This window comes from Streptomyces sp. NPDC079020, assembly GCF_044542225.1.
In the GTDB taxonomy this organism is placed as follows: Bacteria; Actinomycetota; Actinomycetes; order Streptomycetales; family Streptomycetaceae; genus Streptomyces.
The window spans coordinates 157,954-171,067 of the sequence record NZ_JBITUB010000016.1; the positions used below are offsets into that span (position 1 = coordinate 157,954).

Sequence of the window (13,114 nt, forward strand, 5' to 3'; positions counted from 1 at the left end):
GGACTATTCACGGTCTTCCGCGGTGGAACGACGACGCATGGCGAACAGCAGTCCGCCACCGGCGAGGACGACGACGGCGACACCGATACCGATGAGCACCCCGGTGGAGCTGCCACCGGAGTCGTCGGAGCCGGAGCCGGGGGAAGCGGCCGGGACCGCTGACCACCAGCTCCAGTAACCGTCCTGGCCGTAGATGTTGCCCGCGTCCGCGGGCATGGTCGTGATCGACTCGATCTGGTCGGTGCGGTAGGCCTCGACGGCATTCGGGTACGCCATGACGTTCATGTACCCGGTGTCGTACAGCCGTGACTCCATCCGCTTGACCAGATCAGCCCGTTTGGCGGGGTCGTACTCGGCCAGTTGCTGGTCGTAGAGCCCGTCGTACTGCTTGTCGCAGATGAAGTTGTCGGTGGTGGCCGACTCCTTCGGCCGGGACGGCAGCGCGGCGCAGGTGTGGATCGACATCACGAAGTCGGGGTCCGGATTGACGGACCAGCCGTCGAAGGCGAGGTCGTACTCACCGGCGTACCAGGGGTCGGAGACGTTGTCGATGCAGTCGACCTTCAGGCCGATGCCCAGGCCGCCCCACCACTCCTGGAGGTACTTGCCGACCGCCTTGTCGTTCGGGTCGGTGGCGTGGCACAGGATCCGGAAGTCGAGCGGCTTGCCGTCCTTGCCGACGCGCTTGCCGCCGCTGTTCTTCTTGTACCCGGCCTCGTCGAGCAGGGCCGCCGCGTTCGCCGGGTCGTACGCCAGCTTCTGGCCGTCGGCGGGCTTCCAGAAGTAGTCGGAGAAGCGCGGCGGGATGTATCCCTCGCCCTCCACGGCGTGGCCCTGGAAGACCTTGTCGATGATGGTCCTGCGGTCGACGGCCATGAAGAGCGCCTGGCGCACCTTCTGGTCGAGCAGCGCCGGGTGGCCGTCACCGAACTTCTTGCCGTCCTTCGTGCGGGCGCCCGGGTTGACGGCGAGGGCGTAGAACCGTCTGCCCGGCGCGTCGTTCACCTTGATGTTCTCGGCGTTCTTGAGGGAGGCCGACTGGGCGGGGGTCAGGCTGGGGCTGCCCGCGACGAAGCCGACCTCCCCCTTGCGCAGGGCGGCGACGGCCGCGTCCTGGTCCTTGTAGTAGCGGAAGACGATCTCGTCGAACTTCGGCGCACCCCGCCAGAAGTCCTTGTTGGCCTTCAGCTTCACATAGCTGTCGACCTTGTAGTCCGAGAGGATGAACGGACCGTTCCCGACGATCGGGAAAGTGGTGTCGTTGTTGAACTTCGAGAAGTCGGACACCTTCTCCCAGATGTGCTTCGGGACGATCGGCACATCGAGCGCGGCCATCGTGGCCTGCGGCTGCTTCAGTTCGATGACCAGCTTGTCCGCACTGGGCGCGGTCACCTTCTTGAAGTTGGTGACGAAGTTGCCGTTGGAGGTGGCCGCGCCCTCGTCGGTCATGATCTTGTTGAAGGTCCACGCCGCGTCCTCGGCGGTGGTCTGCCGCCCGTCCGACCACTTCGCGTCCGACCGGATCGTGTAGGTCCAGGTCAGCTTGTCGGCGGAGGGCTCCCACTTGGTGGCGAGCGCCGGGATCGCGCGGTTGTCCTTGGGGTCATAGTTCGTCAGGTAGTCGTACATGAGCCGGGAGACGCTCGTGCTGACCAGGCGCTGCGCGAGGAACGGGCTCAGGGAGTCGACACTCTGTGCGACGGCGACCGTGAGGGTGGTCCCGCCGCTGTCGGCGGCCCGCGCCTGCGAGGGCGCGGGCGTGAGGGGATTCCCGGGGACGACCGATCCGGCGGCCAGCGCCAGCGCGGCGGCGCCGGAGGCCAGGAGGAGGCGCATACGGCGACGTGGCCGGAAGGAGTGCGGTGGAACTCTTGTGACCATGGGACGTGGACCTCGCGTCATGACTCGCATGGAGAAGGGCGGGCAGATCTCTGGTTCGTCAACTGGTGAAGCGAAGGTTTATCAGCGGTGGCCGAGCCGCGTCAACGGTCCGTCAAACCGCGTGTGGGCTGCGGGAATACGCGAAGGGCCCGCACCGTGGAAACGGTGCGGGCCCTCATTGGTTTAGACCTCTACTGCCTTACTGCTGAGGCGCGGGCGGTGGCTGCGGAGGGGTCTGCTGCCAGCCCGAGGGCGGTACGGGACCTTCCAGTTCGCCCTGTCCGCCCGGGGCTCCCGCCTCCGGGAGCGGGAGCGCCGGGCCCGCGGCCGACGGGGCCTGCGGGGGCGGCGACTGCTGCTGCCAGCCGTTCTGCTGCCAGCCGCCCTGCTGGGCGCCGGGGGCCGGCTGACCGGGATACGGCTGCTGCGGGGGCTGCTGCTGGGCCGGCTGAGCTCCCCCGTACGGCGGCTGGCCGCCATAGGGCTGTTGGGGGTACGGCTGGGGCGGGTACGGCTGCTGCTGTCCGGGCATGGGCTGTCCGGGCATGGGCTGTCCGGGCATGGGCTGTCCGGGCATCGGCTGACCCGGCATGGGCTGACCCGGCATGGGCTGACCGGGCATCGGCTGACCGGGCTGCTGATGTCCGGGCATCGGCGGGGCGAACTGCGGCGGCATGGAGCCGTCCGACGTCCACAGCCCCTGCTGCTGCTGGGCACGCGCGAAGTCCTCGGCGACCATCGCGGAGAGATGGAAGTACGCCTCGCGGGTCTTCGGCCTCATCATGTCCAGGTCGACCTCGGCGCCCGCGGACAGATGCTCGTCGAACGGTACGACGACGACGCCCCGGCAGCGCGTCTCGAAGTGCTGCACGATGTCGTCCACCTTGATCATCTTGCCGGTCTCGCGGACCCCGGAGATGACCGTGATGGAACGCTGCACCAGATCCGCGTACCCGTGCGCGGACAGCCAGTCCAGCGTGGTCGACGCGCTGGACGCACCGTCGACGGAGGGCGTCGAGATGATGATCAGCTGGTCGGCGAGGTCGAGCACGCCCCGCATCGCGGAATAGAGCAGACCCGTGCCCGAGTCGGTGAGGATGATCGGGTACTGCTTGCCGAGCACCTCGATCGCACGCCGGTAGTCCTCGTCGTTGAACGTCGTGGAGACCGCCGGGTCCACATCGTTGGCGATGATCTCCAGGCCGGAGGGCGCCTGCGAGGTGAACCGGCGGATGTCCATGTACGAGTTGAGGTACGGGATCGCCTGGACCAGGTCGCGGATGGTCGCCCCGGTCTCGCGGCGCACCCGGCGGCCGAGCGTACCGGCGTCCGGGTTGGCGTCGATGGCGAGGATCTTGTCCTGGCGCTCCGTCGCCAGCGTCGAGCCCAGCGCGGTCGTCGTGGTGGTCTTGCCGACACCGCCCTTGAGGCTGATGACGGCGATCCGGTAGCAGGACAGCACCGGAGTGCGGATCAGCTCCAGCTTGCGCTGACGCTCGATCTCCTCCTTCTTGCCGCCGAGCTTGAAGCGGGACACCCCCGAGGGGGTGCGGCTGCTCTTGGCCTTCTGCTTGCCCCGGACCAGCCGGTCGGAGGAGAGCTCGACGGCGGCCGTGTAGCCGAGCGGCGCGCCCGGCACGGAGCGCTCGCGCTGGTCATGGGTGACCGGCGTGGGCCAGGCGGTGCCGGTACGCGGGTCGACGGGCGGACCCTGCGGGTCCGGGTGCTGGGGCTGCTGAGGCGCCTGCTGCTGGGCCGGGAGGTGCGGCTGGGGCTGATACGGCTCCGGCGGCTGCGGAGCGGCCGGGGCGATGGGCGCGGGCAGGTGGGGCGTGCCCTGGGCCGGCTGCTGCGCGGGGAGCGGTGCCGCTTGCACGGGGAAGCCGGGCTGGGGCGGCTGGGCTGCCTGGGGCGGCTGCGGTGCCTGGGCCGCCTGGGGGAACCCGTAGCCCCCCTGCTGCTGCGGGAATCCGTACCCGCCGGCGGCCTGCGGGGCCTGCGGCGGCAGCGGTGCGCTCTGCCCCGGGAACTGCTGCTGCGGGGGCTGCTGCCCCTGGGACGCCTGGTACGGCAGAGGCGCTTGCGGCGCCTGGTACGGCTGAGGCTGTGCCTGCGGTGCGTGGTGTGACTGCGGTGCCGGGTACGGCTGCGGCGCCCGGGGAGGCTGCGGTGCCTGGGCCGCCTGCGGGAATCCGTATCCGCCGGGCGCCTCGTTCGCGGGCGTCGGGGCGGGCCAGTGCGACGCGGACTGCGGCGCGGTGGGCTGCGGTGCGGCGGGCTGGAAGGCCGGCGGCAGCGGGGGCAGGGCGGCCGACTGGGCGGGCGGCGCGGGCGCCCACGGCGCCGGAGCGACGGCCGCCTGCGGCGCGTCCTGGGGTACCGCGTCCGTGACGGCGTGCGGGGGCTCGTCGGCGTGCGCCGTCGGGTCCGTCGCGGCGGAGTCGTCGCCCGCCGCCCTCCCGGCGTTCGCCGGCTCGTCCGTGGCCCCGGCGCTCCGGGGATCCGCGGGCACGGCGTCGGCGGGGGCGGAGTCGGGTTCCGGAGCCGTGGCGGCATCCGTGCCGGACTCCGGGGCGTCGCCGTCACGTCCGGCGGTGCTCGCCGCACCGGCTCCGGCGGTGTCCGTCGTCCCCGGCGCCGCGTTCTCCGGAGCGTCGGCGTCCGGCCGCGCACCGGAGACATCCGAAGGCGTGGCGCCGTCCGGCGCCGCGGTGGCCGCCGCCTCGCGCTCCGCGATCTCCCGCTTCAGCGCGGCCGGGGAGAAACGCATCGTCGCGCCGCTCTCCAGGTCACCGCCGCCGAACGGATCGGCTGCGCCGTCCTCGGTCCCGGGCCCCTCCGAAGGAGCCTGCGCGGGCGGGGACGCGGGTGCGGGCGCCGACGGGGATCCGGTCTCGGGCGACGGCAGGGAGGCGGGCGGCAGCGAGGCCGGTGGCGCCGAGGCGGGCACGCCCGGCGGCGAGGGCTCCGCCGGAGCGGGCGGCGCGGGTGCCCAGTTGGGGTCGAAGCCGCCCGCGGCGGGCGGTCCCGGCACGGGGACCGGCGCCCCGTTGGGCGGCGGAGGCGGTGCCAGATGGGACCCCGACCCGCCCGACGAATCCCCCGCGGCGTTCTGCGTGTACCAGGCGGGCGGGGTGTAGTCGATGGTGAACTCACCCGTCATCTCGGCGGGATCCGCGTCGGACGACTCGTCGACGGGCGTGTTCCATCCCCCGCGGATCTCGTCCCGATCGCCGTTCACTTTGCCTCCTGGTGTGGTCGAGCACCCTTGTGCCGTGGGGGGTGGGGGTGCCGGTTCCCGGCGTCCGATCCGCCCGGCTCTCCCCCTGGGACGCGCCATGCCTGTCCGCAGGTTCTGCTGCCGCGCCCGCACCCACCCTAATCGCCATCGGGCGCTCTACGGCAGGCCGTACGGCAAGGCGAGGTCTGTCCCGTACGTCACGCACTGCCCCCAGGTGAACGGGAAGCGATACAGGGAGCGAACCGAAAGCGGTACGAATACGGAACGTTGCGTGCAAGTCGATCGCACGGGCCGACGCACGGACACCCGCGCGGGCCGACGCACGGACACCCGCGCGGGCCGGTATACGGATCCCGCGCGGGCCGACGTACAAATGCCGCGCGGCCGGAACCCGGATTCCCGCGAGGGCCGCTGTACGGACGCGCGGGTCAGTCCATCCTGCGGGCGCTGCCCAGCAGTCCGGTCTCGGCGTCGGTCGCCTGGGTCATCACGAACTGCCGGTCCCGGTCCGTGCACCACAGCGTCACACCGTCGGCCAGCGTGGACAGCGCCTGTGCCTCGGCGGCCGGCAGATTCATGATCCGGCCGATCTGCGCCGCCTCGTCCGGGGAGACCCGCTGGACTCCGACGAGCGCGGACTTCTCCATCAACCGCGGTGCCACCGGGCTGAGATAGGGCAGCAGCGTCACGACGGACTGCCAGGGCCCCGACACCACCCGGCCGCGAGGAGGCCGCATCCCGCAGTCGCGCACCACGACGACCGGCGATCCGGCCGACGCGCCCTGCGGCGGCACCCGGCCCACATCGTGCAGCGAGACGCAGGGCTGCCCCCCGCCCGCCGCCTGGGCGAGCCCGGTCCAGGCATGGGCCCGTCCGGTCTCCACCGCGATCCGGGCGCCCGTCGCGGCGGCGCGCAGCGCCAGCACCTGCGCCGTCCACAGGCCGCCTATCAGCGTGACCTCGTACGGGGTGGGCCGGTTGATGCCCAGGACCGCCGGGCGCCCCTCGGCGTCGACCCCTATCACCGTGCCGTCGTCACCGACCGGCAGGCCGAGCGCGGCCAGTTCGTCGAAGGAGACGGCGTGTCGGCCGCGGCGCGGACCGATGAGCCCGAAACCCAGCCGGGTCCGGTTGCCGGTAGCGGTGGACATCAGCGGGTACCTCCGAGCGGCAGGGTGGCCAGCACGCCGGGCAGCTGTTCGCGGTCCAGTCGTACCAGCGCCGTCTTCACACCGCGTGCGGTGCGCTCCAACTCATGGCGGGCGGCGAGGAGTTCGTCATCGCTGCGGCCGGTGATCCGGACATGTCCGGTGACCGACACCCCCGAGCGGTCCCCGTGTCCCAGCGTCAGGCTGAAGGTGGTGGCCAGCGCCGGGATCGAGGTGAGCAGCGCCACCAGCTGCGGCATCGAGGCGCCGCCGCCGCCGAGCTGGGGCCAGCGGCCCACCCAGTACGTGGTGTGGCGCCGGTCGTCGCAGCGCCAGGTGCGCGAGGTCTCCTCGGTGCGCCTGCCGGGGGTATCCGCCCGGCTGGCCTGGGTCATCGCCAGCGGACTGACGCACGCCGAGGTCGCGATGGCGGAGGTCAGTTCCTGCTCGGTGAGCACCGTCGCGCGGAACCCCGCCCCGGTCAGCCGGCTGGCCAGCTGGTCGGCGGCCCGCACCACGCACTTCTGCGCGCCGGTGATCCCGCCGCCGCGCGCCTGCACCGCTTCCGGGCAGAGCTCCGGGTCCAGCTTGAGCGCGATCCAGGTGATCCGGAGCGCCGGCGAACCCGTCTGGGCCTGCAGGGGCGCGTAGTTGCGCGCGGCGACCGACTGCTGCGGCAGATGCGGCGCGGGCGCGGGCTGGGTGTGCTGGACGATCTGCGCGGACTCCAGCCGGATGCCGTCGACCTCCAGCACGTCCCGTACGAGTGTCAGGGGCAGCGGCCGTGCCGAACGGTCGGGCCGCAGCGCCGTGGCGTCCGACTCGACCTGGACCAGCGCCGTGACGAACGTACCGTCACCGATCATGCCCACCGGCCGCCGGTCGCGGTCGCTGAAGGAGTACGTGCGCAGCGCCGGGTCGCACTCGACGGCGGGCGCGAGACCCGGCTCGGTGTCCGGGGGCAGCACCAGCGCGGCGGCCCGGCGGGTGCGGGCCCGCAGCGCGAAGACCGTACCCAGCCACTCGGGCAGCGAGCGGCGGTGCCTGCGGACCACGGCGAGCACCACCAGCAGCGCGGCGAACACCCCGGCCGGAGCGAGCAGCAGCGGCTCCGTCACCCAGGCGGCGAGCAGCAGCGCGGCGGCGATTTCGAACAGTACGAACTGTTGCAATCGGAACGAACCGAAGTGTCCGGCACGTCCGTTCAGCCGTGGTGCGGCCGGTCCGCCGGTCCCCTCGGGGCCACCGGAGGGCCTTCGGGACGAGGAGCGTGAACCCCTGCGAGAGGCGGGTGGTTCCCCTGCCCCGGGAGCCCCGGAGGGCCCCCTGTTCCCGGCCGGACGTGTCCGCGTCGCGGAAGCCATCATTCCGGCATTCCCCCGTTCATAAGGCCCCGACTCAACCCGATCGCCCCTGCCCCGCCGGGGGCATTGGAGGCTGGATCACCCTACCCGCCCCACGGGCACTCGCCTTCAGCAGGCATAGTAGGGGGCCGGTCCGGCACCAGGGTCCGGCATCGGGGGTCCGGCACGGGGGCAGGGGTGTGTCCGCCCCTGGAGCCGCGCGGGGAGACACGGGAGACAGACAGACTCATGGCATCACGGCGGGATGAGCTCAACGCGTACACCTTTGCGAAGAAGCGCACGGTCGCGGCATTCCTCCAACCCTCGCCCACAGGTACCGAGGAGGGCGCGCCGCGCCCGTTGCGGGCGGTCGTGCCGAGCCTGATCGTCGGCGCGCTGATCCTGGCCGGGTTCGGGGCCTGGGGCATGTTCAAGCCCACCGCCCCCAAGGACTGGGACAAGCCCGGCACCAAGGTGATCGTCGGCAAGAAGTCCACCACCCGCTACGTGGTGCTCTCCACGGGCAAGGGCAAGGACAGGAAGAACCTGCTCCACCCCGTACTGAACCTCGCCTCGGCCCGACTGCTGCTGACACCCCAGCAGTTCGCCGTCATCCAGGTCGCCGACAACGTCCTGGACGCGGGCAAGCCCCCGCGCGGGCCGATACTCGGCATCCCGTACGCCCCCGACCGGCTGCCCGAGGCGACCGACGCGGGCACCGCCAAGCGGTGGGCGGTCTGCGAACAGCCCGGCGGCAAGGGCAACACCGTGCAGAAGGCGGCCTTCGTCTTCGCCGAGCGCGACAACAAGCTCACCGAGGGCAAGAAGGAGAAGCTCGGCGGCGGACAGGTGCTGTACGTCCAGGGCCAGGACGGGACGCGCTATCTCGTCGACGCGGGCGGCACGAAGTACCGCGTCAACGAGGTGGCCACGGACAACGGACACCTGACCAACGCCCTCGTCGGCAGCAGGCAGCCGCAGTCCGTCACCGACGACTGGCTGGCCACCCTGCACGAGGGCAGCCCCATCGTCTTCCCGCAGATCCCCGGCACCATCGGCGCCCCCGCACACATCGAGGGCCAGCTCTCCGCCGAGGAGAACAAGGTGGGCATGGTCCTCAAGACCCGTACGGGCGAAGGCACCGCGCACTACGTGGTCCTTGAGGGCAAGGTCCAGCCCATCTCCGAGTTCACCGCCTGGCTGCTGATCAACTCCCCGCAGACCGCGCCCCTGAACCTGGCCAGCGAGGCCCGCGCCGCGGACCTCCAGGACTTCGTGCCGGACCCCCGGCCCTTCGCGGGCCAGGCGCCGCGCTGGCCGGCCCACAAGGCCCAGCAGGTCAACTCGGCCGGTGGCGACGGCAGTCGGGACACGGTCTGCAGCGTGCTGCGCAAGGTCGACGACCGGGGCCGTACGACGCTGAGCACCTGGGCGGGCACCGAATACCCGGCCGCGATCAACGCCGGTGGCACCAGCACCTACGTCACCCCCGGCAGCGGCCTCCTCTACACCCAGATCCAGGGCAAGCAGACCCGCCCCGACGGCTCGCTCTTCCTGGTCACCGACACCGGACTGCGCTACGCGGTCCAGGCCAACGGCGACAGCGACGCGCAGCGCTCCGACATCGGCACCGGCGGCCAGCAGACCCAGGACGGCCGTCCCGAGGCCAGCCAGGCCCAGATCCGGCTCGGCTACGAGAAGGTCACGCCCTCGCTCGTACCGATCGAGTGGTCGGACTTCCTGTCCAAGGGCCCCCGGCTCGACACCAACAGCGCCCGGCAGCCCCAGGGCTCGTGAGCCACCCGTACGACAGCCCCGCGGCCGCCGCGGGACGGTGGACCGCGGGACTCGGGGGAGAGGAACAGATGTTGTACCGGAAGACCGTGCTGCTCACGGCGGCCGCCGCCGCGCTGGCCGTACTGGCGGCGCCCCAGGCCGCGTACGCCGCCCAGGACTCCGCAGGTCCGGGCGGCCTCGGGATAGACGGCAGTGGTGAATGCTCCTTCCCGATGAAGAAGCAGTTCGAGGGCAGGCCGTGGCCGCTCCAGCGGGTCATGCTCGACGAACTGTGGCAGGACACCAGGGGCAAGGGGGTCCGCGTCGCGGTCATCGACACCGGCGTGGACAACGCCAACCCGCAGCTCAAGCCCGCCGTGGACACCGCCGCCGGGCGCAATCTGCTCAAGGGCGGCAAGGCGGACGGCACCACCGACGAGGTAGGCCACGGCACCAAGGTCGCCGGCATCATCGCCGCGCGACCCGCGAAGGGCACCGGGTTCGTCGGCCTGGCACCCGAGGCCACCATCATCCCGATCCGCCAGAACGACGAGAAGAACAGCGGCAAGGACACCACGATGGCCACCGCGATCGAGCACGCGCTCGTCAAGAAGGCCGATGTCATCAACATCTCCCAGGACACCACCAAGCCGCTGACGCCCGACTCGGCGCTCGGCCGGGCCGTGGCCAAGGCGATCGGCCAGGGTGTCGTCGTCGTCGCCTCGGCGGGCAACGACGGCATGGACGGCAAGCTGAAGAACACCTACCCGGCAGCCTTTCCCGGGGTGCTCGCCGTCGCCTCCTCCGACCGCAACAACGAACGCGCCGCCTTCTCGCAGGCCGGTGAGTTCGTCGGCGTCGCCGCGCCGGGCGTCGACATCGTCTCCACCGTGCCGGGGTTCGGCCAGTGCACCGACAACGGCACCAGCTTCTCCGCGCCGTACGTGGCGGGAGTCGCCACCCTCCTCGTCGCCAAGTACCCCAAGTGGACACCGGCCCAGATCGCCGCCCGGATCGAGCAGACCGCCGAGCGCTCGGTCACCGGCCACGACGCGTACGTCGGCTGGGGCGTCGTCGACCCGGTGAGGGCCCTGGCCGGGGACAGGGACGACATCCCGCTGGACGCGGCCCGTCCGGACCCGGCACCGCCCAGGGCGCCCGCCCCGGAGCCGGCGCTCCTGGCCATGTCGGAGACCTCGCAGGAGCGCAGCGAGCGATACGCCACCTACGCGCTGGCCCTGGCCGCGGTGCTCGTCTCCGTCGTGGCCGGTACGGCGACGGTCGTCCGTGATGTCCGGCGACGACGCGGTTTGCGCTGAGGGCGCCGCCGGTGACGTGCATCTCTCCTATAAACCGCAGTTGGGGAGAGATGACGAAGTGACTAGGGTGGTAGCAGACTTCACGTGTGTGACGGGGGAACGAGAAGTGGTCGAGTCCGATTCCAGGGCGTGGGAACACCGCCACGCACTTCTTGGGCCTTGCATGTACCCCACTCCTTATCCGGAGCACACGGGGGCAAGAGGAAGCCTGGCCGCAGCCCGCGGGCAGGCTCGGGAACTGAGAGATAGGACCTCCGGATGACCAACCCCGCCGCTGGTTTCGGACTCGCCGACGATCCGATCATCCAGGCGAAGAACAAGATCGTCGACACGGCCGAAGCGGTGTCCAAGCAGGCCCGTGAGCTCGCCGACATCCTCGCGACGGTCAGCGCGGGCTGGACGGGTGTCGGTGCCTCGGGATTCACGACTGCGCAGGTCACGATCAACGAGGACCACGACGAGATCCGGCGCCTGCTCCAGGTGCTGCTCAACGCCGTGGGCCAGACGAAGAACCTCAGCAACGCCAACGACGACGAGGTCCGCGCGGCCTTCAACGCGGTGAAGGAGTCGGCGTCGTCCTCCAACACGTCCGGCCTGAACGGCGTCTGAGCCACCCGCCGCACCCCTTTACCGCACACGCTGAGCACAGAGGAGAAGACTGATGGCTGGGGACCCGAACACCAAGGTCAGGTACGAGAGCGTCCAGGAGATGGCGAACCGCATCCGTGTGGTGTCGCGCAACATCATCAAGGACCTCGAAGAGATGGACGCCGCGCTCAAGGTCGTCACCGACACCTGGGACGGTGACGCTCACGGCGAGTACGTCAACCTCCAGAGCAAGTACAAGGGCCGTGCCGACCACATGCAGAAGCGGCTGGACCAGGTAGCCAAGATCATCGAGTCCGGCAAGGACAGCTACCGCTCCACCGACGTGAAGGCCTCGCGCTACTTCACCGAGGCGTTCTGACCCACGCGTTCCGGCCCGTGCGCCGCCGCGGCACGGCCACTGCGGCACAGGGGCACCCACGCACAGGCAAGAGGGGCACGCTCCCACCGGAGCGTGCCCCTCTCGCGTTGCGCCACGTCTACTTCAGGTCGAACTCGCCGTCACGGGCGCCCAGCACGAACGCGGTCCACTCGGCCTCCGTGTACCGCAGCACGGTCTCCGGATCCACCGAGGACCGCATCGCCACGGCCCCGCCCGGCAGATGCGCGATCTCGACGCGCTCCTCCGCCTCCTCCGTACCGGGGGCACTGAGCCACTCCACCCCCGAGATGTCGAGTGCGTACAGCTCGTCCTTCTCCGCTTGCGTGCCCATCAGTTGCCTTTCCTCTCGTGCGGCGGAACGTGTTCCTCGCCCGTCCACGATTATCCCCGCACACGGGCCCGCGGGTGCGGACTTCGGCCGGGTCTCAGCCGCCCAACTCCTCGACGGAGTCCTCGTACGCGCCACGGGCGTTGTTACGGCAGTTGAGGAGCGTCGCGTCGCGTTCCGCCGGAGGCAGCCCGCGGACATCGGCCCACCGGCCGAACAGCATCGCGCTCCGCTGACGCAGCAGCTCCGGCCGGTCCGCCGGGGCGGCGGCCCGCAGCCGTGCGGTCCAGCTACCGGTGAGATGGCCGGCCAGATCCGTATCCGCCGGCGGAGCAGGCCCGTTCCGCTTCAGCAACGCCGCGAAGACATCGCCGTACCAGGCGCCGGAATCCTCACCCCGGCTCCCGCCCACGTGCGCGGCGACGCCCGCCAGCGCGCCCGTCACCCGCGCATCGCTCGCCGCGACGGCGGACGGTGCCTCGCCCGTCGCACCGTCGGGCAGGGCAGCGAACCGCCGCGCGCCCTCGTCGTCGAGCGCGGTGCGCAGCGCGGCGTGGGCGGCCGGATCACCCGACACGGCGCTCATCGCCCTGAGCGCCGTCGAGGACGGCACCGAGAAGTGTGCGCCCGAGGCGTCCTGCCACGGGTCCTTGGACGGGGCCGCCGCGTTGACATAGGCGGGGTTCAGGCCGTGGAGAATCTCGTAGAGGTCATGGGCATACCCCTCCATCGCCTCTCCGAGGGGCCGGCGCAGCTCCTCCGGTACGGTGCCGCCGCCCCGCCGTGTTCCGGAATCGACAGCGAGCAGCACGTTCTTCATCGCCCGAGCCCGCTCCGGCGCGTGCCGTCCGTCCTCGCCGGCCCCGGCGACCCGGACGATCGCCGCCCCCAGCGCCGCGCAGCCGTCCCCCTCCGGCGCCGAGGTGCCGAGCGCTGTCCGCATCCGTTGCTGCGCCAGCAGTTCCGCACAGTCCGGCGCCCCCTCTGCGGAGCGCGGGACGATCAGCCACACCCCTGCCGCCATCGCCCCGGCCACGGCACAGACGACGAACTGGGCCGTCCGCCGGGTGCGGAGCGGCGCGGGCGTCAA

General features: G+C 71.6%; 10 protein-coding genes. 4 read left to right on the plus strand and 6 right to left on the minus strand.

What is annotated here, in order from left to right; all coding sequences use genetic code 11:
* Positions 1 to 3: 3 nt before the first annotated feature.
* From ACIGJO_RS29005 to eccE, 4 genes are all read right to left on the minus strand, one after another.
* Entirely contained in the window at positions 4 to 1,881 is a 1,878-nt protein-coding gene (locus ACIGJO_RS29005; protein WP_399963057.1) for an ABC transporter substrate-binding protein, read from the minus strand.
* Between the two features lie 199 nt (positions 1,882 to 2,080).
* Entirely contained in the window at positions 2,081 to 5,122 is a 3,042-nt protein-coding gene (locus tag ACIGJO_RS29010) for an SCO5717 family growth-regulating ATPase (RefSeq protein WP_399963059.1), read from the minus strand.
* A 428-nt stretch (positions 5,123 to 5,550) separates the two neighbouring features.
* A complete protein-coding gene (locus ACIGJO_RS29015; RefSeq protein ID WP_399963061.1) occupies positions 5,551 to 6,273 on the minus strand; it encodes a hypothetical protein in 723 nt (240 codons plus the stop codon).
* On the minus strand, positions 6,273 to 7,637 hold the full coding sequence (eccE, locus tag ACIGJO_RS29020; RefSeq protein ID WP_399963063.1) for a type VII secretion protein EccE: 1,365 nt from the start codon (positions 7,635 to 7,637) through the stop codon (positions 6,273 to 6,275). The genes ACIGJO_RS29015 and eccE overlap by 1 nt, the downstream gene beginning before the upstream one ends.
* Before the next feature lie 225 nt (positions 7,638 to 7,862).
* Here eccE and eccB point away from each other — a divergent pair, with 225 nt between their 5' ends.
* The 4 genes from eccB to ACIGJO_RS29040 all read left to right on the plus strand — a co-directional run bounded on the left by eccB (position 7,863) and on the right by ACIGJO_RS29040 (position 11,675).
* Positions 7,863 to 9,410, plus strand: a complete 1,548-nt coding sequence (gene eccB, locus ACIGJO_RS29025) for a type VII secretion protein EccB (RefSeq protein ID WP_399963065.1) — start codon at positions 7,863 to 7,865, stop codon at positions 9,408 to 9,410.
* A 68-nt stretch (positions 9,411 to 9,478) separates the two neighbouring features.
* Complete coding sequence (gene mycP / locus ACIGJO_RS29030; protein WP_399963067.1) at positions 9,479 to 10,708, plus strand: type VII secretion-associated serine protease mycosin; 1,230 nt, start codon at positions 9,479 to 9,481, stop codon at positions 10,706 to 10,708.
* 258 nt (positions 10,709 to 10,966) lie between these two features.
* Positions 10,967 to 11,317, plus strand: a complete 351-nt coding sequence (locus ACIGJO_RS29035; protein ID WP_399963069.1) for a WXG100 family type VII secretion target — start codon at positions 10,967 to 10,969, stop codon at positions 11,315 to 11,317.
* A gap of 52 nt (positions 11,318 to 11,369) precedes the next feature.
* Positions 11,370 to 11,675: a WXG100 family type VII secretion target gene (locus ACIGJO_RS29040; protein WP_073726640.1), complete on the plus strand. Its 306-nt coding sequence runs from the start codon at positions 11,370 to 11,372 to the stop codon at positions 11,673 to 11,675.
* Positions 11,676 to 11,793: 118 nt separating this feature from the next.
* Here ACIGJO_RS29040 and ACIGJO_RS29045 read toward each other — a convergent pair whose 3' ends face one another.
* Together ACIGJO_RS29045 and ACIGJO_RS29050 are read right to left on the minus strand one after the other, a co-directional pair.
* A complete protein-coding gene (locus tag ACIGJO_RS29045; protein WP_399963072.1) occupies positions 11,794 to 12,027 on the minus strand; it encodes a DUF397 domain-containing protein in 234 nt (77 codons plus the stop codon).
* A gap of 94 nt (positions 12,028 to 12,121) precedes the next feature.
* A complete protein-coding gene (locus tag ACIGJO_RS29050) occupies positions 12,122 to 13,114 on the minus strand; it encodes a hypothetical protein (RefSeq protein ID WP_399963074.1) in 993 nt (330 codons plus the stop codon).